Below are 24,700 nucleotides of genomic sequence, written 5' to 3'. Positions count from 1 at the left end.
TCCTGGTGCCGGGGACCGGACTTGAACCGGCAAGCTGTTAAGCGGCGGATTTTCGTCACACCACGTCTTTCGACGCCGACGATACCGGGCGGCATCCTCGTTCGTGCGCTGGACTATGCCTTCACCATCGCGGCTGAACTGTGCGGCAAAACCGCCAGCACTCGCCGCCTAAGGCGCCCCCCGTCTAGTCTCTACACCTTCCGCACCCTCGCACTCGTGCGACGGCGGGCTTGGCTCGGCGTTGCCTCGGTTACGCGCGCAGAGCGCAAAAACCAGGGGGTTCACCGAATTTGAGGGGTTCTACACCGGCCGTTTCCGGTCGGGCACTCAATAGTTTAAGTCCGCTATGTTTACCAATTTCATCACCCCGGCAGGGCGGACGCGATTCTACCATTGGGTCGCCGCCGCTCCAAACCCGCACCAAACCCACGCCTTTCCATGCCTCCCGAGTCATCGGGCAGTCACAAAGCTTGCCGATAATCCGCTCGACGAAAACGTTTACAACCCGAGCCAACACCACAGCGATGACCCCAACCATCAAGGATGTCGCGGCACACGCAGGCTTCTCGATTGCCACGGTTTCGCGCGCCATCAACGCGCCGCACACCGTGAACCCCGTCACGCTCGACAAGGTGCGCCAGTCGATCGACGCGCTCAATTTTCGCCCTAGCCCGCTAGGCCGCCAGTTGCGCGGCGAGCGCACCCGCCTGATCGGCGTCATCCTGCCCACGATCGCCAATCCGGTCTTCGCGGAGTGCCTGCAGGGCATCGACGACCTGGCCTGCGCACAAGGCTATCGCCTGATGTTGATGACCACCCAGTACGACGCCGAGCGCGAGCGTCACGCCATCGAGACGCTGCGCGAACACCGCGTCGAAGGCCTGGTCCTGACCGTCGCCGACGCCGATACTCACCCGCTGCTCGACGACCTCGATCGCGCCGGCCTCCTCTACGTGCTGATGCACAACGATACGGTACGACGTCCGTCGGTGTCGGTCGACAACCGGCTCGCCGCCTACGACGGCGTGCGCATGCTGATCGCTCACGGCCATCGCCGCATCCTCATGCTGGCGGGAACGCTGGCCGCCTCGGATCGCGCGCGCCTGCGCCACCTGGGCTACGCGCAAGCCATGCAGCAAGCTGGCCTGACGCCGGCTCCGGCGCTTGAAATCGATTTCAACGCTGAAGAGCTCGCGCCCTCTGTGCTCGCCCATCTGACCAGCGGTCCGAACCGCCCGACCGCCCTCTTCTGCAGCAACGACCTGCTGGCGATGGTCGTGATCCGCGGTCTGCGCCGCGCGCGCCTGCAGATCCCGCACGACATGTCGATCCTCGGTTTCGACGGGCTCGCCATGGGCGAGTTGCTGCAGCCGCCGCTCGCCACAATTTGCGCGCCGAACCGCGAGATCGGCTGCTCCGCCTGGCGACGGCTGATGGCACGCATCGACGGCACCTACAGCGACACCTCCATGTCGCTCACGCTGCCTCACGCGCTGCGCGAAGGCGCCACGATCGCCGCGATCCCGAACACCAGCGAAACCTCGCGCCCGCGCTCGATACAACCACTGGCGTAACGCGCTCGTATCACTCTTGACCAGCACCTGCGCATGCAAAGACCACGCAGCGGGCCGCCTCACACGTCCCGCTGCTGAAGCACGATTTAACACACTTCTCGCTACCTTCCTTCCAAGGAGACCCGCTGTGACTCGCCGTTCCTCCTGTTTTGGCGCTGCCCTGCGTACGTTGACTGGCACGCTGACGCGCACAACCGCCGCCGCTGTGCTATCCGCGTCTGCCCTGTTCGCCACGGCCGCGACTATCCTCGCCGCACCGGGCGCAGCCTATGCCGACGAAACCGCGATCTGCTACAACTGCCCGCCCGAATGGGCCGACTGGGCGAGCCAGATCAAGGCGATCCAGGCCAAAACCGGCATTCGCGTGCCGTTCGACAACAAGAACTCCGGCCAGTCCATCGCCCAGTTGATGGCCGAAGAAAAGAGCCCGGTGGCGGACGTCGTGTACCTCGGCGTATCGTCGGCCTTCCAGGCGAAAGACAAAGGCGTGATCCAGCCGTACAAGCCGGCTCACTGGGACGACATCCCCGCCAACATGAAGGACCCGCAGGGCTACTGGTTCGCGATCCATTCGGGCACGCTGGGCTTTTTCGTCAACAAGGATGCGCTCGAAGGCAAGCCTGTACCGCGCTCGTGGGCCGACCTGCTCAAGCCCGAGTACAAAGGCATGATCGGCTACCTCGATCCGTCGAGCGCGTTTGTGGGCTATGCGGGCGCGGTGGCGGTCAACCAGGCGCTCGGCGGCAGCTTCGACAACTTCCAGCCCGCTCTCGACTGGTTCCGCAAGCTCAAGGCCAACGCGCCGATCGTGCCGAAGCAGACCGCGTACGCGCGCGTGCTCTCCGGTGAAATTCCGATCCTGCTCGACTACGACTTCGACGCCTACCGTGCGAAGTACAAGGATCAGGCCAACGTCGAATTCGTGATTCCGAAGGAAGGCACGATCTCGGTGCCGTATGTGATGAGCCTCGTGAAGGGCGCGCCGCATGAAGCCAACGGCAAGAAGGTGCTGGATTTCGTGCTTTCCGACGAAGGCCAGAAGCTGTGGGCCAGTGCTTACCTTCGTCCGGTGCGCGCCAATGCGATGAGCCCGGAAGCTGCCGCCAAATTCCTGCCGTCCAGCGAATACGCCCGCGCCAAAGCGGTTGATTTCGGCAAGATGGCGGAGAAGCAGCAAAGCTTCGGCGAACAGTATCTTCAGGTGATGCATTGAACGACGTCACGTTCCCGCTGCGCTGGCGCATTGCGTTGATCGCGCCGGCGCTTGCGGTATTCATCGCGTTCTGGCTGCTGCCGATGGGCGCGCTCGCGCAACTGAGCGGCAACGGCCACGCCTTCGACACGTACCGCGCGATGCTCAGCAACGCGCGCTATATGACGAGCCTCGGCGCGACGGTGCTGCTCTCCGCGGCGGTCACTGCGGCAACGCTAGTGTTGTCCGTGATCTCGGGTCTGCTGCTGGCGCGGCGCGAGTTTCCAGGCAAGCGCACGCTGTTGGCACTGCTGACGTTTCCGCTGGCGTTTCCTGGTGTGGTGGTCGGCTTCATGGTCATCATGCTGGCGGGACGTCAGGGGTTGATCGGCGCGCTGTCGCTGAAGCTGACCGGCGACCGCTGGGTCTTCGCGTATTCGATGAGCGGCCTCTTTCTCGGCTACCTGTACTTCTCGATTCCGCGCGTGATCGTGACGGTGATGGCGTCGGCGACGAAGCTCGATGCGTCGCTCGAGGAAGCGGCCCGCTCACTTGGCGCATCGCCGTGGCAGATCATGCGCGACATCGTGCTGCCCGCGCTCTCGCCTGGACTGATCGCGGCCGGCGCGGTGTGCTTTGCCACCGCGATGGGCGCGTTCGGCACAGCCTTCACGCTCGCCACCGATATCGACGTGCTGCCGATGACCATCTACACCGAGTTCACACTGAACGCGAACATGGTGACGGCCGCGGGCCTGTCGATTGTGCTTGGGCTCGTGACGTGGCTGGTCCTGGCGCTCGCTCGCAGCGCCACCGGCTCGGCTGTCGCGGCGAGCGCTTAGGTGAGCATGAGGTGCACACGTGACCACATGCGTCGCTGCACGTCCGGCGGCCAGCGTGGTTGCCCACCGCTGACGTACGCGCTGAGCCACACGCCCAGCGCCGCTGAATGGCCCTTAGCTCTGCCATCAATCCGCATGAAGATACACAGATGAACTCCGTAACCAATACCGCCAGACCACCGTCCGCGCCACCCTCGGCGCCATCGACCCGGCGACGCGCCCAACCACGCCTGTCGTCGCGCACGCTGCTCGCCGCCAGCCAGTGGCTCGTGACGCTGCTGCTGTGCGCGTTCCTGATCGTGCCGGTCATGATGTCGATCATGGCCGGCCTCACCGTCAACTACTTCAAGGGCGTGTCGAGCGGCCTCACACTGCGCTGGCTCATCGAAGTATGGACGCAGTATCACGATTCAGTATTCCTGTCGCTCGAAGTCGCCGCGGCGACGCTCGTCATTACGCTGCTCACCGGCGTGCCGGCGGGCTACGTGCTGGCCCGCAGCAAGACGCGGCTCTCGCGCATCATCGAAGAGTTTCTGGTGCTGCCCATTGCCCTGCCCGGCCTCGCGTCCGCGCTCGCGCTGCTGGTGGTCTACGGCGGCATCACGATGTTCCGCATGAGCGTCTGGTTCATCGTCGTCGGTCACGTGGTGTTTACGCTGCCGTTCATGGTGCGCGCGGTTGCCGCCGTCGCTGCGAGCGCCGACCTGCGCACGCTGGAGGAAGGCGCCGCGAGCCTCGGCGCGAGTTTCATGCAGCGCTTTCTGACCATCGTGCTGCCGAACGTGCGGCCGGGCATCGTCGCCGGTGCGTTGGCGGTGGTGACACTCTCGATCGGCGAATTCAACCTCACGTGGATGCTGCACACGCCCGACACGAAAACGCTGCCGGTGGGCCTCGCCGATACCTACGCGTCGCTGCGCATCGAGATCGGCAGCGCCTACACGATCCTGTTCTTCATTATGACGATGCCTTTGCTGGTCGCCATGCAATGGCTCGGTGTCGACGCCACCGGCCAGCGTAGCAGCAAGCACAAACGTCTCAAGGCAGTTGCGCCAAGTTCAACCCGTATCAACGACACGCCATGAAACTTGCTCCCGTTCCCATCACGCTGACGCAATGCGCCAAGACGTTTCGCGGCACACGCGTGCTCGAACCGCTGGACCTGCAGATCGGCGCCGGCGAAACCCTGGTGCTGCTTGGGCCGTCCGGTTGCGGCAAGACCACGACGCTGCGCATGATCGCCGGTCTGGAGACGCCTGACGCTGGTGGCCGCATTGCCTTCGGCGACGAAGATGTCACCGCCTTGCCGATCGAAAAGCGCCAGGTTGGCATGGTGTTCCAGAGCTACGCGCTGTTTCCGAACCTCACGGTGCGCGGCAATATCGGCTATGGGCTCAAGATCAAACGCGTGGCAGCAGACATCGCGCGTCAACGCGTGGATGAACTGCTGGCGATGATGCGGCTCACCGCCCACGCCGACAAACCGATCGATCAGCTCTCCGGCGGCCAGCGTCAGCGTGTCGCGCTCGCCCGCGCGCTGGCGATGCAGCCGCGCGTGCTGCTGCTCGACGAACCGCTCACCGCTCTCGACGCCCGCCTGCGCGACGCCTTGCGCAGCGAAATGAATACGCTGCTGCGCGAACTCGGCATCACCACCGTGTATGTGACCCACGACCAGGCGGAGGCGATGGAGCTAGGCGACCGGATCGTCGTGATGAGCGCCGGCCGCATCGAGCAGATCGGTACGCCGCGCGATATCTACTACCGTCCGGCGAATCGAGCGGTGGCGCAGTTCGTCGGCACGATCAACCGCTTGGCCGGCGAGCGGCGCGACGGCATGCTGAGCACCACAGGCGGCGCGGTGCCGCTGCCATTGCGCGGCACACCAGGTTCAGCCGCAGCCGGGGAAACCGAACTTTTTTTCCGGCCCGAAGACGCCTACCTCGCCGATCCGGCCAGCGCGCATCTGCGCGGCACCATCGAAAGCGCGGCTTTTCTCGGCGAGCGCACCCGTCTGACGATTGGCGGCGCGGCGCCCGATGCGCTGATCGTCGACGTGGCAGGCCGTGTCGAACTCGCGCGCGGCACGCCGGTCGGCATTTCGATCGCCCCGGACGCGCTGATTGCGCTATCTTGAACAAAGCGAACCCACGAGGACATTCCCATGTTGCTAGCCCAGATCAGCGACCTGCATATCAAACGGCCCGGCGCACTCGCTTACCGCCGCGTCGATACAGGCGCCGCGCTTGCCCGTTGCGTCACGGCGCTCAACGCGCTCGAACCGCGTCCCGATGTCGTCATCATGACGGGCGACCTCGTCGACCAGGGTGACCCCGAGCAATACGCACACCTGAAGACGCTGCTCGCGCCGCTCAAGATTCCGTACTACCTGCTGGTCGGCAATCACGACGACCGCGCGGCGCTGCGCGATGCCTTCAGCGATCGGCCCGAGTTACGCGCGGGCGGCGACTTCGTGCAATACGCGGCGGATATCGGTCCGCTGCGCCTGCTTGCGCTCGACTCCATCGTGCCTGGCGAAAGCGGCGGCGACCTGTGCGAGGGGCGTCTTGCGTGGCTCGCCGGCCAACTGGAAGACGCGCACGGCAAGCCAGTGATCGTCGCCTTGCATCATCCGCCGTTCGACTGCGGCATTGGTCATATGGATGAGATCCGGCTCGAGCCGCAGGCTGCGCAGAAGCTGGCGACGCTGATTGCGCGCTATCCGAACGTCGAACGGGTGATCTGCGGACATGTGCACCGGCCCATGTTCGTGCGCTTCGGCGGCACGATCGCCTCAGCGGTGCCGGCGCCCGCGCATCAGGTGGCGCTGGATCTGCGTGTGAATGCGCCGTCCGCGTTCATGCTGGAGCCACCCGCCTTTGCGCTGCACCGCTACGACGCGGCCACGGGACTGGTGACGCATCACGCGTATGTCGATCGCTCCGAGGGGCCGTATCCGTTTTACGAGCCCGAAGGCACGTTGATCGATTAGGCGCCATGCGGTTTGACATACCAGTAGTCGATGACCCAATCCACGTCGCGATAGGACTTCGGCAAGGTCGCCGGCCAGCCGAATGTCGTCTTGTAGGCGATGCGCGCATTCGGCGCATAGAATTCCGGCACCACGTAATATGAATTGATCAACACGCGGTCGAGCGCGCGGGTGGCCGCCTCGAGATCGTCGAGCGTCTGTGCGGACAACGCGGTCTGAATCAGCGCGTCGACGACCTTGGACCGCACGCCTACGATGTTTTCCGAGCCGACCTCCGCGGCCGCCGCGCTGCTGAAGCGTCGAAGCAGTTCGACACCAGGAACACTGGCGGGCAGATAGCCGCCGGTGGTCATGTCGAAGTCGAAGCTGTCGAGCCGCTGCTGGTACAGCGCGCTATCCACCTCGCGCCATTGAGTCTGGATGCCCAGCGTATTCAACGCCTGCATGTAGGGCAGCAGCAGACGGTCCATGCCCGGTTCGTCGTCGAGTACCTCGATCGTCATGGCCGTGCCATTCGCATCGCGCAACGCGCCGTCGCGGTAGTGCCAGCCCGCCTCACCTAGCAGGTCACGCGCCTCACGAAGGTTGGCCCGCAGCGAACTGGGCGGCACCGTCGACGGCTGCTTCAGCATCGGCCCGAACACGGCCGGCGGCAAGCTTGCGCGGTACGGTTCCAGCAGCGCCAGTTCCTTCGGACCAGGTTTGCCGGTGGCGCCGAACGAATCCGGGTCGAAGTAACTGGTCGAGCGCCGATACTGGTCGTAGAACATCATCCGGTTCATCCACTCGTAGTCGAACGCGAGTGTCAGCGCCTGACGCACCCTCACGTCCTGAAACATCGGCCGTCGCACGTTGATCAGGATGCCCTGCATATACGCAGGCCCGTTGCGAAACGTGCCTTGCTTCAGCTCGCCAGTGCGAAACTTCTCTCCAACGTAGCGGCGCGCCCAGATGGTGGCGCTACCCTCGACGTTGACGTCGATGCTGCCGGCCTTGAAGGCTTCGAGCGGACCGAAGTTGTCCAGAAAGAGCTGGAACGTCACGCGTTCGAAGCGAAACATGCCGCGCCGCGACGGCAGATTCGCGGCCCAGTAAGCGGGATTGCGCCGGTAGATGATCGTCTTGTCGTTGATACGCCGCTCGATCAGATAGGGGCCACTCGCGATCGGCGGCACGTTGGCGGTCTGCTCGAACGTCGTGTGTGTGCCGTCGGGCCGCATGCCCCATTTCGGCGAGAACACCGGCAGGTCGCCTGCGATCAGCGGCGCGTCCCGTTCCGGACGGGTGAAATCGAAGCGGATCGTCGACGGGTCGAGTACGGTTGCGCTCTTGATCACCGCAAACTGGGAATTGAAGAGCGGTGAGGCTTGCGAGCTTGTTAGTAGGTCGAATGAATATTTGACATCGGCTGCCGTGATTCGATCGCCATTGGAAAAGCGCGCCGCAGGATTGATGTGGAAGGTCGCGGAAGTGAAGTCCGGTTGCACTTCGACGTCATCTGCAATCAGTGGGTATTCCGATGCCACTTCGTCCCAACTGCGCTGCATCAGCGTATCGAACATCAGCTCGCGAATGTCCGGGGCGGGCGCACCGCGCAGCAGGAACGGATTGAGCGAATCGTAGCTCTGCAGCTCGTTATAGTTGCCGAACTTCAGCGTGCCGTCGGCGGGCGCGTCGGGGTCGGCGTAGTCGAAGTGGCTGAAAGTGGCCGGGTAGCGCGGCTCGCCAAACTGGGCGATCGACGGGGCGGCGTGAACGGGCAGCGTGACCAGGGCCAATGCCGCCAGCGCGGCTTGTATCACCGGCGTGCTACGCGGGACGGTTCGCAGCATGCGCAACAACCGGGAGAACCACGCACAAGAACTTGCTACAGCGGCGTCAGGATGCTTCGGGATGGCATGTGGCAACTTCGGCGGCACGGGCTTCATCAACGGTCCACGTAGAACGGTGGACGCTATTGTACGAGAGGGCTGGCCGGAAAATATTAGCGACGTGGGACCTGGCCACGCGGTAGGTCAGCGCGCGATGAAGGTGTTGCGCACTCGCCGGCTTCGCCTGACGTACGGAATCCCGAGCGCCGCTGCTACAACGGCGATTTCGAAGCCGTCGAACGGAATCGCGACGTCGATCGCGATCGCGTGGGTCATGTGGTCGCCCACCAGATACGCGATGGTGCGCATCACGACGACGGCAAGAAGCCATGCCTGCAGGTGCGCGGGAAAGCGCACCGAGCGCCGCCACGCGAGCAAAAGCAGCCAGCCCATACCCGCCACGATGAACACGCCGGTCGCCACGTCCATGCCGACCATGGCGATCACAGCGCGATACCAGCCGTGTGTTTCCGGCCGCACAAACACCGCGAGCAATTCCCACTCGAGCATCATCTTGAGCGGGTCGCGCAACTCCACGATGGTGGCGGCCGTCATTGCTACAAGTCCGAGCATCGCGAGCAGCAGCCAGCCGCCGAAACCCTTCGGTTCAAGTCCTGAAAATCGCTGCGTATCCATGCTCTGTCGCGTCGAAGATTGCTGATCACCCCACCGCGGGGCCGGGGGATTGTACGGACCGAAAGCGAACGTGCATCTCATTTTCATGAGATCAGCATGATCCGCCTTGCTCCGGTATGATCGGCGGGCTTGAGGACCGTCCATCCTGACGGTCCGTCGAAGGCCCCCGCTCATGTCCACTACCGACTCCGCCTCACCCGCCACTGAACGCTCGCTGCGCGCTCTGCTGCTTCTGCTCGCCGTCATCGCGGGTGTCTCCGTCGCCAACATCTACTACAACCAGCCGCTGCTCGACAGTTTGCGCGAGTCGTTCCCGCATAGCGCGTCGTGGGTCGGCGTGGTGCCGGCCGCCACCCAGCTCGGCTATGCGGCCGGCATGCTGCTGCTCGCGCCGCTCGGTGACCGCTTCGACCGGCGTCTGCTGATCCTGCTGCAGATCGCCGGCCTGTGTGTCGCGCTGGTGGTCGCCACCACCGCGCCGAGTCTCGCGGTGTTGATCGGCGCCAGCCTCGCGATCGGTGTGCTCTCCACCATCGCACAGCAGGCCGTGCCGTTCGCCGCCGAACTCGCGCCACCCTCTGCCCGTGGTCACGCGGTCGGCACGGTGATGAGCGGGTTGCTGCTGGGGATCCTGCTGGCGCGGACCGCGGCGGGCCTCGTCGCCGAATATTTCGGCTGGCGCGCGGTATTCGGTGTTTCCGTGGTGGCGCTGCTGGTGCTGGCCGTGGTGATTCTGCTGCGTCTGCCGAAAAGCCAGCCGACTTCGGCGCTGCCCTACGGCAAGCTGATGGTGTCGATGTGGCACCTGATCGTCGAACACCCAGGCCTGCGCGAAGCCTCGCTGACCGGCGCATTCATGTTCGCGGCGTTCAGCATTTTCTGGTCGGTGCTGGCGCTGCTGCTGGCAGACGCGCCGTTCCATCTCGGGCCGCAGGCTGCGGGTCTGTTCGGGATTGTCGGCGCAGCGGGCGCAATGGCTGCGCCGCTGGCGGGCAAGTTCGCCGACCGCCGTGGACCGCGCACGATCATCACGCTGTCGATCGGACTCGTCGCCGTTTCATTCGTCGTGTTCGGCTTGTCCAGCGCGAGCATTGCCGGGCTCGTGGTAGGCGTGATCATCCTCGATGTGGGTGTGCAGGCCGGGCAGATCTCCAACCAGTCGCGCATCTATGCGCTCTCGCCCGACGCCCGCAGCCGCGTGAATACGGTCTACATGGTGACGTATTTCATCGGCGGCGCGGCGGGCTCGGCGGTCGGCGCCGCGGTCTGGCCCGTGTTCGGGTGGGTGGGTGTGAGCATCGCCGGGCTGGTGTTCGCCGGGCTTGCGGCGTGGAATCATCTGCGCCAGCCGCAGCGCCCGGTCGCGGACGCCTGAATTACGCCTGCGACCCTTCCGCCACGCGCACGGGCCGCTTCTCCTCCACCGAGCGGATGCAGGCAAGCGCAATCGCCAGGGCGGCGCGTGCATCTTCGCCTACGGGCACATCCGGACTCAGACGGCCGGCGCCCGCACCCGCGCGAACTGTTTCGACGAATGCCGCCAGTTGCGCCGTATACGCATCGTGAAAGAGGTCAACGTTCAGCCGGACCGTTGGGCTGCTCACGCCGTCTACGCCGAAGCGAGTCATGTTCGAGCCGCGCACGTCGCCCATCGTGACCATACCGCCCTGGCCGAACACTTCGCCACGCACGTCGTAGCCGTACACTGCCTGGAAGCTCGCCTCGACGCTCGCCATTGCACCATTGTCGAAACGCAGACTGACCAGCGCGGTATCGAGCAGGCCGCGCGACCTGAAATCGGGCCGCACCATGGCATCCGCAAGCGCATAGACTTCCGTTACCTCTGCGCCGGGGTTGAGGAACCGCAACGTGTCAAAATCGTGGATCAGGGTCTCGAAGAAGACGGCCCACGGCGGCACCCGCGAGGGATCGGCCAGCTCGGGGTCGCGCGTCAATGAACGCAGCAACTGCGGCGTTCCCAGTTCGCCATCGACGATCACCCGGCGCGCGTCGGCCCATGCCTTGTCATAGCGCCGGTTAAAGCCGATCTGCAGCGGCACGCCTGCTTCTCGTGCAGCGGCAATGGCACGGTCCGCCTCGGCGATCGACAAGGCCATCGGCTTTTCGCAGAACACGGCTTTACCCGCTTTCGCGGCTTTCACAACGAGCTCGCTGTGAAAGCGCGCCGGCGAGGCGATCAGCACCGCGTCGATATCAGGGTTCGACAGCAGCGCGTCGGGGTCGGTGGTCGCGATCCCGCAACCCAGTTTGTCCGCGAGTCGCTGGGCGGCGCCGGGCGCCGGATCGGCAATCGCCGCCAGCTGCGCGCCGGCGAGACGCCGCGCCACGCTCTCCCCGTGAAACGAACCAATCGCACCCGCACCGATGAGCCCAATCCTGACATATTGATCATCTTTCATTTCGCATTCCTATTAATTTGGCTTGAAATTACACATCGCGACCGAAGCCGTTATCGCAAGCTTTTACAGCGCGCGGGACACGCCTGCGGACACCGCAAACGCCTCACGGAAACGCCGCAGCGCAAGCTCGTCGTCGCCGCTCGCCCAGGCCTCGAGCCCGATCATGCCGCGATAGCCGCGCAACGCCAACGCTTTGGCAATCGCGGGATAGTTAATCTCTCCGGTGCCGGGCTCGCAGCGTCCAGGCACATCGGCCACCTGAATCTCGCCGATATAGGGCAGCGCATGCCGCACCAGTTCGATCAGGTTGCCTTCGCCGATCTGTGCGTGATACAGATCGAGATTCAGGCGCAGATGCGGGCTATCCACGGCTGCCACCAAGGCGAGCGTGTCGGCCGCTTTGGCGAACGGCACGCCGGGATGGTCTACTTCCGTATTCAGGTTCTCGAGGCAAAACACCACTTCGGCCCGCTCGCCCAGCGCCGCGATGCGGCCCAGTGAGCGCTGCGCGGCCAGCCACATCGCACCGGTCACGACCGGCGTCGGCTTGACGGGCAAGCCCCTGCCGTCGAGACCCGTGCCGTGCAGATTGAGCCGCGGGCAGCCGAGGCGCCGTGCCACTTCGATCGACTGCTCCGCGCTTTGCAACAGCGCATCAATGCCCTGCTCGGTGATGAGATCGCCGCTGATGTAGCCCGTCATCGACGAGAAGCGCGCACCGCTGCGTGCAAGGGCGTCGATGTCGTGTTTCGTCCAGTCCCATATCTCGACATGGAAGCCCAGTTCGGTGATCCTGCGAACGCGTTCCAGCATCGGCAGATCGCGAAAGACCATCTCGGCACATACGGCCAGTTCAAACATAGTTAGTTTTCCTTGTAAAAGGCAGCTTTGATCCTAAAGAACGATCCGCGCACCGAGCACAACGGCGCGCGCCTTTCAACGATACTGTCCGGTGTATTTCTCAACCACACCGAGATTGGATCGCGTGACAAAACTCGGTCCCGTGGCGACACCATGCGGACCGAAATGCGGGACGAGCCCATAAGTCTTCAGGCGGTTCTGAAACGCCGGATCGGCCACCAGTTCCTTGAGCGCCCGCTCGACGTCATGCGTGTTGTCGCGTTTCATGATCGCCAGCAACGCCACCGGAATATAGCCCTGCAAATACGGTTGCTGGTCGATCGCGAACGCCGCTCGACCGTCCGCGATCGCTTTGTCGACGGCTGGCGTCATATCGAAGGTCGCGAAATAGATGTGGCCGGTCAGACCCATCTTTTCCACGGCGCGCAATGAGGGATCAGCGGACGTCGGCCCCAGCGCGAGCACCGCTTGAGTGCCGGGCCTGCGGTGCAAGGCGGCGAACACGCGGTTCTCGACCTCGATGGGATCGTTGCCGGAGTCGAGGGTCGACGTTTTGAAGTCGGCGCCGATCGCGTCGCCAAAGCCCCGGCAACGGTCGAACGAGATAGGGTTCGTCACGTTGTTGTTCACGCACAGGAAGCTCTTCACGCCCGCTGCCTTCGCGAGTTCGCCCGCACCCTTGCCGGCTTCGTACTCGCTTTGCCCCACATGGAGCAGCGCACCGACCGCGGCACTCTGCTCAGTCGTGCCCGAGTTGAACGTAATGACCGGAATCCCTCGTGCGACGATCGCCTTGATCGGCGCCTGCACCACGTCGAGGTCGGGAATGCTGGTGACGACGCCATCGTATTGACGCGCAGCCGCCTGTTCGAGCAGGTGCTTCATGTCGGCGAGATCGCCGTTGGGCGGATTGCGGTAGTCCACCGACACGCCGAAATCCACACTGGCGTCTCTCATGCCGTTCTTGACGACATTCCAGAACGGGTCGGCATCGGGGGCGTGCGAGATCATCACGAAGTGCGCACCCGCCGCGAAGGCGTGCGCGCAGAAAGCAAGCGCCGCCAGGACGGCGACGCGGCTTGCGGTTGTTCTCATGCTTGTCTCCTGTTTTTTTGTCGGTGCGTATCGCCAACGCTGGCTGGCGCTGTGATCGCCATGACATCCTAGGCCGAGGTCCGCCGCATACCTCACAAACAAGATGACCATTCTGGTTATTTTTATAACAATCAGTATGTTATGCGTTATTTTTGGGATCGTAGCCCAGCCCGATCCTGCTAAACTCGCTAGCGCCGGACTTACGCGCCGCACGGAGGGAGACAGATGCATGCACGGGACCGCCACGCGGCGATCGCCGCTATCGATGGCCTCGCGCAGATCCTGCGCACGGAACTCGGCGAAACCGCGCAGGCCGGCTGGCCGATTCTAAGCGTGCTGCTGCGCAACCATCTGAACGACCGGCAGACCACGGTCACCGCCCTCGCCGATCATTCGGGCCTGCCACGCTCGAGCGCGCGCCGCAGCATCTTCTCGCTGAAGGCGCAAGGCTGGCTCGAGATGCGTCCGCTGTCGAAACACAGCAGCCGCGCGGAGGTGAAGCCCTCTGTCATGCTGCTCGACAAGCTCGACAAGGTGACCGAGCAAACCATCAGGCTGCTGGTCGGTGCGGTCGATACCCAGGCGCTCGACCGCTTCAATGCTACGAGTCTCGCCCCGGCTACAGACGTAGCATGGCCGCGCCCCGCAGCCTCCGGCTTTAACGACGCGCTCGAACTCACGTTGCTTGCCTACGCCGATCCGGTGTTCGAAATCATCAAGCAGAATCACGCGGACCTCGAGCGCTTCCTCGGTATGCGTCTCGCTATCCAGATGTGTCCACAAGACGACTATCGTGCTGAGCTCGGCGCTGCTCTCGCGCGTGACACGAGCGCTGACCCGAGCGCACCGATGCTGGTGGCCATCCCTTTTCCCTGGCTGGCCGAACTATCCGCAGACGGGCGTCTGCTCGACCTGCAGGGTTTGCAAAGCGGCAGCCGGATCTCGGGCTTCGACTTCTACGATGCGGTATGGCGCGCCGGCTGGAGCGAGGGGCATCTCTACGGCATTCCGATCCAGCCGACCCTGGATTTTCTCTGGTACCGGCAAGACCTGTTCGATGCGGAAGGCCTGCAGCCTCCCCGATGTTTCGACGACGTCGTCGAATGCGCGCGCCGCTTGCACCGTCCCAGCCGCGGGCGGGTAGGCATCACGTGGTGCGCGGCACCCGGCTTGCCGCTGGGCGAGACCTTCCTGCAGATTCTCGGCGCGCAAGGAGAATTGCCGGTCGCCACGGGCGTGCCGCGAGTCGACACGGATGCGGGCAGACGGGTGATCGAATATCTGCGCGCCCTGATCCCCTATTCGCCTACCGATCTGCGCAGCCTCCAATGGGTGCGCAGCGCGCAGATCTTCGGCCGTGGGCAAGCGGCGATGGGTTATCACTGGTCCAATCGCTATGGGGTTCTCGACAGCCATATCCTGCTGCAAAAGGGTGCCCGGGTCGGCCTGCTGCCGCATCCGACCTTCACGCCGGACATCGCCCCCGTGACACCGCTCGGCGGCGCGCTGCTGGCGATCCCTGCAAGCGGCAACGAAGCCGCCCGGCAAGCCGCCTGGCGTGCCGTTGAAACACTCACCTCGGCCGAGTTGATGAAGTACTTCGTGATGCAAGGCGCAGCCGGCAACGCGCGCTTTTCCGTCGCGGAGGATCGCTACGTGCTGCAGCGCAATCGGGTGGTGGGCGTGATGGACCAACTGGCGAAGGCTGGCCAGATCCAGGCATTCCCCTCACCCGCCGCCGTGCACTATCAGGCCCTCACTCGCGTGCTCAGTGACCATCTGGAGAGCCTGTTGTTCGACGGCAGCAAGGACATCGCACAGGGATTGGCGCAGATGCAGCGTGCATTGGAGAGAATCGAAGGACTGACCGGCGAACGGGCTGCGAAACGGACCCAACGAACCAAAGGCAGAACAAGGACAGCCTGACGCGCACAACCGTCAGCCATCCCTGCGGGTCTGCGCATAGTCGTGCAGCGCATCGATCACCCGGTCGAACTCGAACGACTTGTCGAAGAAATGGCGCACGCCGTATTGCAGGCAGCGCTCGCGGTAGGCCGGCAACGCATGATTGGTCAGAACCGCCGCAAACGTGCGATCGATCAAACCCTCGCGCTGCAGATACGCCAGCACCGGCACGCCCGAACCGTGCTTCAGTTGCAGATCGACGATAACCGCGTCGAAGGACTCGCCGGTCAACAGCGCGATGGCCTCGTCCGAGGTATCGGCGAAGGCCGCGACATGCAGCATCCCCGACGCGTCGATGGCCTCGACGATGCTGCGACGGATCAACGCCGAATCCTCGATCAGCAGCACCCGCAAGGGCGGCTGGCCGGGGCCGTCAGGAGAGGTCGAATCGCTGCTCATTGCCTTGCTCCGCGCGATGTCCGCGCATGGCTCCTTGCGTGACGCTACTGGTTGACTACTCGATCAGGCCGTTCTTGATCGCGTAGTAAGTCAGATCCGCATTGTTGGTCAAGCGCATTTTCTCCAGTACCCGCGCCCGGTAGGTGCTCACGGTCTTCACCGACAAATGCAGTTCTTCTGCGATGTCGGTCGGAATCTGCCCGGCCGCAAGCTTGCAGAAAATCTGGAATTCGCGCTCGGACAGCCCCTCGTGTGGACGGCCAGCAGCTGGCTTGTCGAGATTGTCCGCCAGTGTATCGGCCACCGCCTCAGACAGATAGCGATGCCCGCGTGCCACCGAGCGGATCGCCCGCACGATTTCGTCGGGCTCGCAATCCTTGTTCAGATACCCGTTGGCACCGGCCCGCAGCAGATTGATGGCGTACTGGCTCTCCGGATAGCCCGAGAGGATCAGCACGCCCTGCTCCGGGCGCACCTGCTTGATGACGCGCAAGGTGTCGATACCGTTTTTGTCCGGCATGGCGATATCGAGCAGCACCACATCGAAAGCCTGTTCGCGCACGAGGGTGATGGTTTCGTCGCCGGTCGCGGCTTCCGCGGCCACGCACATATCCGGCTCGTCGGCGACGAACTGTCTGAAACCGCCCCGGACGATGGCGTGATCGTCGGCTATCAACACTCGAATCATTGGCTTCCCGTCAGTGCAGCGAAGATCGATCCAAAGCGGACATTGTAATGACGTCTCGCCTCGAAGTGAGACGAAACGTCCCTGCCGCGCCCGGCCGATCCCGCCGCCATGCTCATTTGCCACTCATTTGCCACTCACTGGCGGCCTTCGAGCAGGTCCGCCATGTCGTCGGCGTGCTCCTCTTCGACCGCCAGCACTTCCTCGAAGATGCGCCGCGTGGTCACGTCGCTATCGCCGAGGTAGCGAACGATCTCGCGATACGTATCGATCGCGATGCGCTCGGCGATCAGGTTCTCGCGAATCATCTCGGTCAGGTTCTTGCCCTCCTGATACTCCGAGTGCGAGCGGCTCTTCAGGCTGTCCGGGGCAAAGTCCGGCTCGCCGCCAAGCTGCACGATACGTTCCGCGAAACGGTCGGCATGCCCCTGTTCCTCGGCGGCGTGCTGGGCAAATTCCGCGGCGACCGCCTCCGAGTTGATGCCCTTGGCCATGAAATGATGGCGCTTATAGCGCAGCACGCAGACGATTTCCGTCGCGAGCGAATCGTTCAACAGCTTGAGCACCACCTCGCGGTCGGCGCCGTAACTCTGCGTGACGGCACCATCCGACATGTGCTTGCGAGCGTCCTCGCGAATTTTCTGCAGATCCATCACGAACGAACCGTGGGTCTGGGTGGGTGCGCTGGATGACTTCGACATTGAGCTTCTCCTTTAACCGGTATTGGGGGGAACTGCACATCACGCACGAACCGCGCCTGATGTGCAGTGGCGGGAGCTGGGTAACGTCTAGGTTCGGAATACGCCAAGCAGCAGTGTCACGACGAACACGACCAGGAAAATGTAGAACAGGATCTTGGCGATCTCAGCGGCGCCCGCCGCGATGCCGGTAAACCCGAACACCGCGGCAATGATGGCGATGATAAAAAATACGACTGCGTAGTGAAGCATGGCGGTTCTCCCTTCCTGAGTTGTATGGTTGGTCGATGACATGCCTGGCTCAGCGACGGCAGGGCGCCAGGGCAAGGCGCCCCCCGCCGCTAATCGACAATTTTTTTGGTCACCACAAAACCTAGTACGAGGAACACCACGCAGAGAATCAGAAACACCACGAACAGGAACTTCGCAATCGCCGCAGCGCCTGCAGCAATGCCGGTAAAGCCGAACAGACCGGCAATGATGGCGATCACAGCGAAGATCAAGGCCCATTTCAGCATGATGGATTTCTCCCGTAAAAGGATTGGACTGATAGGACCATCGTAATGACCGCTCTGGCGTACCGCATTCCGGCTCACGCCGTTTTTCGTGTGAGAATCCGCCGACATTGCATTACAGGTGCTTTACGATGACGCGGCACGCGCCGTGCATCTCCGTGAAGCCGCCCCGTTCGCGCGGCGACCGCTACACTGAGAAGGTCATCAAGAAACCGAGGCGTGAAGAAAGTGCAAAACCCGCTGGATAGCTCGGTGCAAACCCCAATGCGAAATTCGGCGCAAACGCCGCTCGCCGCAACGCGGCTCAACGCGTGGATGCGCAACCGCAGCTGGGCGATTGCGATGACGGTCGCGATCGTCATCACGGTGGGCGGCCTCGTGATTCTCGAGACGGCCCGCGAACGCATCGCGGCCGAGTACGAGAGCGCCCTCGAAGCACGCGACGTCACCGTGCAACTGAGCAGGCTCGAAAGTCAGCTGGCGCAGCTCAGCGCCTATCAAAGCAGCTTTCTTCTGACGAAGCAGACGGCCAACGTCCAGGCCTATTGTTCGACCGCCGGCCGGGTGCGCCAGACCGCGCAGCAACTGAGCGTCTACTATCACCGCCGCGAGGCGGGCAGCGCGGAACTGGCGAGCTTCACACAGATCGCATCGCTAATCGACGCGCGCATCGGCGCGGGCGCCGCTGCGTTGCAGCAAGCCGAGCCGCAACCTCTCGCGCTCTCTGGCTGCGGTACCGCCACCGGCGCGGCGCCGGTCGATGCCGGCCTCGTCGACAACACGTTGTCGCTGCTGCGCGATAACGAGGCGAGCCGTGCGCAGCATGCGCTTGACGCGAGCCGCGCCGATCAGCGCGTGTCGACGCTGGTGGCGGCCGGGCTGTCGGCATTGAATATCGTGCTGTTCATCCTGCTGTTTCGCAATCTCGGCATCCAGATCGATCGCCAGGCCCGCGTGCAGCGGCAACTGATCACGCAGCAGGAAGAGCTCGATCAGCTCGTCACCGAGCGCACGCGCCAGCTCGAAGCTTTGGGGTGGCACTTGCAGGCCGTCAGCGAAAACGAAAAGACCCAGCTTGCGCGCGAACTGCACGACGAGCTGGGCGCCATTCTCACGGCGAGCAAGATGGACGTGGCGTGGGCTAACCGCAAACTGAAGGACAGCGAACCAGCTATCTCCGAGAAGCTCACGCGCGCGCTCGCCAACCTCGATCAGGGCATCGCGCTCAAACGCCGCATCATCGAAGACATGCGGCCTACCGTGCTGACGAATTTCGGCCTGGTGACCGCATTGCGCACGCTTGCCGACGAGTCGGCGCAGCGCAACAACTGGGTGCTCGACCTCAATCTGCCCAAGGACGACATCCAGCTCGACGAGCAGACCGAAATCGCGCTGTTCAGGGTCGCGCAGGAGTCTTTCACCAATGCGGCGAAGTACGCGCGCGCCTCGCGAGTGTCGATCGGGCTGCAGATCGCGGATGGCCAGGTCGCGCTGTCCATCGCAGATAACGGTGTGGGCATTACCCCGGCGGATCTGAAGCGCACTCACACGCATGGCCTGCTCGGCATGCGCCAGCGCGTAGCGGCGCACGGCGGCCACTTCGATATCCGCCGCGGGGTGCCGAACGGCACCGACATTCACGTGGTGATGCCTTGCGTCAGCACAACCGCGTCGGCGCTCGACGCCCCGTCCGCTTCGATGTAGCGGCGCAAGCGGCTCTGCGCGGATGCACAGGCGCGTGTAGGACAGCGCCGACGCAAACAACGGATCACGCCTACAACAAAATCGCGGCGTGACCGACATCGCCGCGACGCCCCATTTTTTAAGATGCAATCAGACCAGATCGGCTGGCGCGATGCCCGGTTGGTCAACAGGGAGCGCGCGCCGCTCATCAGGCGTGTCAATCGATGCATTCTTCAGAAGGGGAAAACTCATGACTCGACTCATCGCCACCGCTTTGCTTCTGATTGCCGGCACTGCAGCCCTCGCCGGTTGCAACACCATGGCCGGCGCCGGCCAGGATATCTCCAGCGGCGGCCACGCCATCACGAATAGCGCGGAAGAAGCCAAGTAATACCGCTTGCTGGCGCCCTGGTGGCGCCATCGACGTGGCTTTTGATGTGATCTGCAAGTTGAGCCCGATGCGTTTGCGCGTCGGGCTTTTTTATGTGCCGCGCTGTGGCAAGGAAATCCCTTCGTATCGCATCGTATGAGCACCGCACACGGTTGCGGCCAACCAATAGCAACGCGGCGACCCACCGCTGGTGGATCGCCGCCCTGCCCCTCCCTGCCATGCCGAACTACGTCGGTCTTATGATTGCCTGTTAATCGCTAATTGACTACCTTTTGACCGCTTGTTGAGGGCTTGTTGGCCGCCTATAGACTACCTATAGGCCGCTTATTGGTTCGTCAGCGAGTTGGTCAATTCAATCGCCGGCGTGCCGGTGTTACCGCCCTGTGCGACCAGCAAGTGAATCTGGCCCGGCAGCAACTGGCTCAACGTGCCGGAGATCGGCACTGTAGTGACCAGCCAGTCCGCGTTGTTAGCAAGACTAAACGACGCCGACTGGAAAATCGCCGTCTTGCTGCCGGCCACCGTGGCGATCGCGATATACGTGCCACCCGACAGATAGAGCGAGTCCTGACCGCTAGCCGGTACCGCATTGCTGAATGCAACACCCGCCATCGTCGGACTGACGGTGTTGATGTTGGTCCCGGCCGGCACGATATAGATGTCGAGATTGGTTGCGTTCGCCGATGCATTGAAGGCTCGCACGCGTGCGTCGTTCGACAGCAGGCCCTTGTCGAACGGATCGTCGATCATGCCGATACCCGGGCTTGTGAGGCCCGGCAACGCGATCACGGTGTATTCATGACCGTTGGCCACATCCGGGAAGCTGCCGCTGGCAAGCGCCGTCTTCGTGCCCGTGGCGGCATACGCGACGGTCGTCGCTCCCGTGCCAATGTTGGTGAAGTTCGTCACGCCCAGATAGGCGACATTGGTTTGTCCGCCCGGCGCGGAGCCGTTGACGAGGAAGTCGTAGGGCGAACTGCCGGGGACGGCGTTTTCGAAGTGGATTTCCGGGTCGGTGATACCCAGCGTTTTCGCAGCGTCGCTGCCGCTGCCACCGCAAGCCGTCAGGACGGACGCGACGCCAATGACGGCCGCCATGGTTCGGATTAGCTTCATAAGTTCACCTATATCGATGTCGGGTCTCGACCCATTAGTTGTATGAGCGCCGTACCTGCCGGATTGCCCTGTTGGTGTTTCATTGAAATGCCCTCCGGTCAGGCGTCTCGGCGACGCTCTCTCTTATCCCTGTTGCACATCGGTTCCGTTTCGATGCGCGTGATATGGACGCTCGCATTCAGCAATCGATGTGCCGCATGCACCAGACTGGACCCCACACAGTCGTGTACAGGCCTCGCGGCCAATGAGTTCGCAGGATTAGAATTTTTCCTCGGAAGGTTCGGCCCATCGGCGGTGTATTGTTCGGGCGCACCCCACTTTTACAAGGTCCGTTGCATGCCTTACCGATTCTTGCTCGCCGAACTCGACCTCGGCTTCACGACCTTGCGCAACCGGGTCGTCATGGGTTCGATGCATACGGGCATGGAAGACCGCTTCTGGAACTACCCTAAACTCGCCGCGTATTTCCGCGAGCGTGCCAAGGGCGGCGCTGGTCTGATCATCACGGGCGGCATCTCGCCGAACCGGCAGGGCTGGCTGCTGCCGTTCGGCGGCACGCTGAACTCCGTGTTCGACCTGCGCAATCACCGCCTGCTGACCGAGGCCGTGCATGCCGAAGGCGGCAAGATCGCGCTGCAGATCCTGCATGCGGGGCGCTATGGGTATCAGCCATTCGTGGTGTCGGCTTCGGCGCTGAAGTCGCCGATTTCGAAGTTCAAGCCGCGTGCACTGACGCTGGCCGGTGTGGCGAAGACCGTGCGCGACTATGCGCGCTGCGCGCGGCTCGCCCAACGCGCCGATTACGACGGCGTCGAGATCATGGGCAGCGAGGGTTATCTGCTCAACCAGTTCCTCTGCCCGCGCACCAACCGGCGCACCGATCGTTACGGCGGCAGCCTCGAGAACCGCATGCGGCTCGCGCGCGAGATCGTCGAAGCCATCAGGGCCGCGTGCGGCGAGCGCTTTATTGTGGTGTACCGGTTGTCGCTGATCGATCTCGTCGAGGGCGGCAATACGTGGGAAGAGACTGTGCAGGTGGCACAGGCCCTGGAAGCGGCCGGCGTCACGATGTTCAATACCGGTATCGGCTGGCACGAGGCACGTGTGCCGACCATCGTCACCTCGGTACCGCGCGCGGCCTTTGCGCCGCTCAGCGCGCGGCTGAAGGCAGCAGTCAAGGTGCCGGTGATCGTCTCGAACCGCATCAATACACCGGAGGTCGCCGAAGACCTGCTCGCCCAGGGCGCGGGCGATCTGGTATCGCTCGCGCGCCCGCTGCTCGCCGACCCGGACTTCGTCATAAAGACCGCCGAGGGTCGCACGCACGAGATCAATACCTGCATCGCGTGCAACCAGGCCTGTCTCGATCACACGTTCCAGAACCGGCGCGCCACCTGCCTCGTCAATCCGCGCGCGGGACGCGAAACTGAACTGGTGTACCGGCCGCTCGCCAGTCAGGAGACGCCGCGGGCGATAGCGGTGGTGGGGGCCGGGCCGGCCGGGCTATCGGCGGCGACAGTGGCCGCTTCGCGCGGCCATCGTGTGACGCTGTTCGATGCGAGCGCAACCATCGGCGGACAGTTCAATCTCGCGATGCGCGTGCCCGGCAAGGAAGAATTCAGCGAGACGATCCGCTATTTTCAGAGCCAGTTGGAACGGCACGGGGTCGATGTGCGGCTCGCTACCCGCGTCGATGCGGCGCTGCTCGCGGCGGGCGGCTACCACGACGTGATCCTCGCCACGGGTATCGCGCCGCGCCGCCCGGCGATTCCCGGCATCGACGGGCCGAACGTCCTGACCTATGTCGAGGTGCTGCGTGGCGCACCCGTAGGCCGCAGCGTCGCGGTGATCGGCGCGGGCGGGATTGGCTTCGACGTCAGCGAGTTCCTGCTGCATCATCCCGGCGAGCCGCTGCCGCAACCACGCGATGCGTGGCTCGAAGAATGGGGCGTCGATCTGGCCGTGCGTGAGCGCGGCGGTCTGAAAGCGCCGCTGCCCGCACAACCGGTACGCGATATCTGGCTGCTGCAGCGCAAGGCCGGCAAGCTCGGTGCGGGGCTCGGCAAGACCTCGGGCTGGGTGCACCGGGCCACGCTGGCGCGCAACGGCGTGCGGATGCTCGACGGTGTGTCGTATCTGGAAATCAGCGAACGCGGGCTGAAGATCGCACGCGAAGGCGCCGAGCAGTGGCTCGAGGTGGAAACGATTGTGATCTGTGCGGGGCAGGAATCCTTGCGCGATCTGCAGCCGGCCACACCGCCGGCGGATGGCCCGCGGTATCACGTGATCGGCGGCGCGGCGCTTGCCACCGAGCTTGATGCCAAGCGGGCGATCCGCGAAGGGGCGGAGCTGGCGGCGCGCCTGTAACAGGGGAAGGCGGGGGCGCCTTGCGCGCCTCTGCCTCTCACGCCAGACCGCGACGCCGGTAATCGAACCAGAACGACAAACCGACACTCGCAAGAATCACGACCGTCGCGATCACTGTCGCGCCGGTCACCGGTTCGCCGAGCAGCAGCGCGCCAAGCGCGACCGCCACCACCGGATTCACGTACATGCAACTGCTGGCGATGATCGGACTGGTGTGCCGGATCAGATAGCCATACGCGACATACGCAGCCATGGTGCCGACCAGCATCAGGTAGAAGAACGCCAGCAGCGGCAGGACATGCACTTCGGCCATGCGCTCGCCAGACAGCCACGCGACGATCGTCGACATCGCGCCACCCAGGCCGATCTGCAACGCGGTCGACATAAACAGGTCCGACGGCAGTTTCAGCCGCCCGGCCAGATGCGCGCCGCCGGCCCAGAAAAGCGCGCCACACAGAATCGCGAGACTCCCGCCGGCCGACCCTGACGCGCCGCTACCCTGGCTCAGGATCGCAATCCCGACGAGTCCGAGGCCCACGGCAAACCATTCGCCGCGCCCGATCTTGCGCCCCGCCACAGCGGCAATCACGGTAGCGAACAACGGCACGGTAGCGACCATCACCGCGGCGGTGCCGGTGCCGACCGTGCGCATGCCGAAAGCCAGCATCCCGCTCGAGAGACCCACCAGCATCGTGCCGACCAGCCCGGCGTTGCGAATCTCTGCGGCGTTCGGCCAGACCGGGTCGCGGCGCGCGGCGAAGACGAACAAGCCAATGCCCGCAAACAGGTTGCGCAGGCCCGATAGCAGGAGCGGCGGAAACGAACCGAGCGCTACGTGCACGGCCAGATACGTGGAGCCCCAAACGAGATAGACGACGCTCAGCGCGAGCGCGATCCGGCCAGCATGAGACTGAGGCAAGCGAAAGGCAAAACGGAGAGGAAAACGACCAGGCGATTGCGGCGACATGCGCTCAATCCACCCATGTCGTTCGAGGCGTTGCGCCCCCGCTGGGGACCCTGAGTCCGGATGGCGGGCGCCGCATCGTGGATGCGGCCTGGCAGGCAAGGCTCGAAGACATGGTGGTAGAACGGGCAGAAGTACTTAGGGACGGCAAACGGCAGACAAACGGCGGGCAGACGCAAGCACGCACCGCAGCATTATGCAGGAACGCGATCGGGCATCTATGAAAGAATCGTAAATTCTTATCAGACTGCTCAGCTTTAATCCGTGGCTCGAAGCATCTACACAACACCACCTTTCATGCTGCGGCGCACCACTTCGCCTGGCCCAATAGAGATAAGCACGACAGGCCGTAAGCTGGGCGCCATTCGGGCAGCGCCAATTTCGAGACCGGTTGCCAAGCACTGCGCTGGCGGTGTATCGTGTGCGCTGCTAAC

The 24,700-nt window shown here is 63.8% G+C and carries 23 protein-coding genes; 11 read left to right on the top strand and 12 right to left on the bottom strand.

The annotated features are described in order from the left end of the window. Positions 1-524 precede the first annotated feature (524 nt). The 6 genes from M0954_RS21500 (at position 525) to M0954_RS21475 (ending at position 6,600) form a co-directional block, all read left to right on the top strand. Complete coding sequence (locus tag M0954_RS21500) at positions 525-1,574, top strand: LacI family DNA-binding transcriptional regulator (protein WP_122151743.1); 1,050 nt, start codon at positions 525-527, stop codon at positions 1,572-1,574. A 205-nt stretch (positions 1,575-1,779) separates the two neighbouring features. Next, positions 1,780-2,787, top strand: a complete 1,008-nt coding sequence (locus tag M0954_RS21495) for an ABC transporter substrate-binding protein (RefSeq protein ID WP_297355383.1) — start codon at positions 1,780-1,782, stop codon at positions 2,785-2,787. Beyond that, on the top strand, positions 2,784-3,608 hold the full coding sequence (locus tag M0954_RS21490) for an ABC transporter permease (protein WP_122151745.1): 825 nt from the start codon (positions 2,784-2,786) through the stop codon (positions 3,606-3,608). Before M0954_RS21495 ends, M0954_RS21490 begins: the two co-directional genes overlap by 4 nt. Before the next feature lie 149 nt (positions 3,609-3,757). Next, on the top strand, positions 3,758-4,693 hold the full coding sequence (locus tag M0954_RS21485; RefSeq protein ID WP_297355381.1) for an ABC transporter permease: 936 nt from the start codon (positions 3,758-3,760) through the stop codon (positions 4,691-4,693). Then, positions 4,690-5,745: an ABC transporter ATP-binding protein gene (locus tag M0954_RS21480; RefSeq protein ID WP_297355379.1), complete on the top strand. Its 1,056-nt coding sequence runs from the start codon at positions 4,690-4,692 to the stop codon at positions 5,743-5,745. The genes M0954_RS21485 and M0954_RS21480 overlap by 4 nt, the downstream gene beginning before the upstream one ends. Positions 5,746-5,772: 27 nt before the next feature. After that, entirely contained in the window at positions 5,773-6,600 is an 828-nt protein-coding gene (locus M0954_RS21475; protein ID WP_297355377.1) for a phosphodiesterase, read from the top strand. On the opposite strand, the gene M0954_RS21470 is transcribed toward M0954_RS21475, so the two are convergent. Continuing rightward, positions 6,597-8,432 (bottom strand): extracellular solute-binding protein, encoded by a 1,836-nt coding sequence (locus M0954_RS21470; RefSeq protein ID WP_297355375.1) that lies wholly within the window; start codon positions 8,430-8,432, stop codon positions 6,597-6,599. The two genes, M0954_RS21475 and M0954_RS21470, sit on opposite strands and share 4 nt — an antisense overlap. Before the next feature lie 183 nt (positions 8,433-8,615). Beyond that, the gene (locus M0954_RS21465; RefSeq protein WP_297355373.1) at positions 8,616-9,107 is read right to left on the bottom strand and encodes a DUF2569 domain-containing protein; all 492 of its coding nucleotides are present in this window, start codon (positions 9,105-9,107) and stop codon (positions 8,616-8,618) included. A gap of 172 nt (positions 9,108-9,279) precedes the next feature. Between M0954_RS21465 and M0954_RS21460 the strand changes: the two genes are divergently transcribed. Then, positions 9,280-10,482 carry an MFS transporter gene (locus M0954_RS21460; protein WP_122151755.1) on the top strand — a complete coding sequence of 401 codons (1,203 nt, stop codon included), beginning with the start codon at positions 9,280-9,282 and terminating at the stop codon, positions 10,480-10,482. A gap of 1 nt (position 10,483) precedes the next feature. On the opposite strand, the gene M0954_RS21455 is transcribed toward M0954_RS21460, so the two are convergent. The 3 genes from M0954_RS21455 to M0954_RS21445 all read right to left on the bottom strand — a co-directional run bounded on the left by M0954_RS21455 (position 10,484) and on the right by M0954_RS21445 (position 13,483). Continuing rightward, positions 10,484-11,527, bottom strand: coding sequence for a Gfo/Idh/MocA family oxidoreductase (locus tag M0954_RS21455; RefSeq protein ID WP_297355371.1), 1,044 nt, complete (start codon positions 11,525-11,527; stop codon positions 10,484-10,486). A 63-nt stretch (positions 11,528-11,590) separates the two neighbouring features. Continuing rightward, positions 11,591-12,388, bottom strand: a complete 798-nt coding sequence (locus M0954_RS21450) for a TIM barrel protein (RefSeq protein ID WP_297355369.1) — start codon at positions 12,386-12,388, stop codon at positions 11,591-11,593. 75 nt (positions 12,389-12,463) lie between these two features. Further along, positions 12,464-13,483 (bottom strand): sugar ABC transporter substrate-binding protein, encoded by a 1,020-nt coding sequence (locus M0954_RS21445; RefSeq protein WP_297355366.1) that lies wholly within the window; start codon positions 13,481-13,483, stop codon positions 12,464-12,466. Positions 13,484-13,708: 225 nt separating this feature from the next. Between M0954_RS21445 and M0954_RS21440 the strand changes: the two genes are divergently transcribed. Continuing rightward, a complete protein-coding gene (locus tag M0954_RS21440) occupies positions 13,709-15,409 on the top strand; it encodes an extracellular solute-binding protein (RefSeq protein ID WP_297355364.1) in 1,701 nt (566 codons plus the stop codon). A 12-nt stretch (positions 15,410-15,421) separates the two neighbouring features. Here M0954_RS21440 and M0954_RS21435 read toward each other — a convergent pair whose 3' ends face one another. The 5 genes from M0954_RS21435 to M0954_RS21415 form a co-directional block, all read right to left on the bottom strand. Then, on the bottom strand, positions 15,422-15,847 hold the full coding sequence (locus M0954_RS21435) for a response regulator (protein ID WP_122151765.1): 426 nt from the start codon (positions 15,845-15,847) through the stop codon (positions 15,422-15,424). Between the two features lie 55 nt (positions 15,848-15,902). Continuing rightward, positions 15,903-16,535, bottom strand: coding sequence for a response regulator transcription factor (locus tag M0954_RS21430; protein ID WP_123387899.1), 633 nt, complete (start codon positions 16,533-16,535; stop codon positions 15,903-15,905). Between the two features lie 134 nt (positions 16,536-16,669). Next, on the bottom strand, positions 16,670-17,233 hold the full coding sequence (locus M0954_RS21425) for a ferritin-like domain-containing protein (RefSeq protein WP_297355362.1): 564 nt from the start codon (positions 17,231-17,233) through the stop codon (positions 16,670-16,672). A gap of 87 nt (positions 17,234-17,320) precedes the next feature. Beyond that, positions 17,321-17,482 (bottom strand): DUF1328 domain-containing protein, encoded by a 162-nt coding sequence (locus tag M0954_RS21420; RefSeq protein WP_074264073.1) that lies wholly within the window; start codon positions 17,480-17,482, stop codon positions 17,321-17,323. Between the two features lie 89 nt (positions 17,483-17,571). Then, a complete protein-coding gene (locus tag M0954_RS21415) occupies positions 17,572-17,748 on the bottom strand; it encodes a DUF1328 domain-containing protein (RefSeq protein WP_074266002.1) in 177 nt (58 codons plus the stop codon). Between the two features lie 261 nt (positions 17,749-18,009). On the opposite strand from M0954_RS21415, the gene M0954_RS21410 reads away from it, so the two are divergent. Further along, a complete protein-coding gene (locus M0954_RS21410; protein ID WP_123387900.1) occupies positions 18,010-19,449 on the top strand; it encodes a sensor histidine kinase in 1,440 nt (479 codons plus the stop codon). A gap of 229 nt (positions 19,450-19,678) precedes the next feature. Beyond that, entirely contained in the window at positions 19,679-19,819 is a 141-nt protein-coding gene (locus M0954_RS21405) for an entericidin A/B family lipoprotein (RefSeq protein WP_122151769.1), read from the top strand. A 324-nt stretch (positions 19,820-20,143) separates the two neighbouring features. On the opposite strand, the gene M0954_RS21400 is transcribed toward M0954_RS21405, so the two are convergent. Beyond that, complete coding sequence (locus M0954_RS21400) at positions 20,144-20,935, bottom strand: DUF4397 domain-containing protein (protein ID WP_297355360.1); 792 nt, start codon at positions 20,933-20,935, stop codon at positions 20,144-20,146. Positions 20,936-21,271: 336 nt separating this feature from the next. Between M0954_RS21400 and M0954_RS21395 the strand changes: the two genes are divergently transcribed. Then, positions 21,272-23,302 carry an NADPH-dependent 2,4-dienoyl-CoA reductase gene (locus tag M0954_RS21395; protein WP_297355358.1) on the top strand — a complete coding sequence of 677 codons (2,031 nt, stop codon included), beginning with the start codon at positions 21,272-21,274 and terminating at the stop codon, positions 23,300-23,302. 37 nt (positions 23,303-23,339) lie between these two features. Here the strand turns inward: M0954_RS21395 and M0954_RS21390 are convergent, their stop codons facing one another. Beyond that, the gene (locus M0954_RS21390; protein ID WP_297355356.1) at positions 23,340-24,269 is read right to left on the bottom strand and encodes an EamA family transporter; all 930 of its coding nucleotides are present in this window, start codon (positions 24,267-24,269) and stop codon (positions 23,340-23,342) included. Positions 24,270-24,700 lie beyond the last annotated feature (431 nt).

The sequence above is a fragment of the Paraburkholderia sp. genome, from assembly GCF_026225065.1.
In the GTDB taxonomy this organism is placed as follows: domain Bacteria; phylum Pseudomonadota; class Gammaproteobacteria; order Burkholderiales; family Burkholderiaceae; genus Paraburkholderia.
The sequence above is the reverse complement of the archived record's forward strand: the minus strand, read 5'-3'. Positions and strand labels throughout refer to the sequence as shown.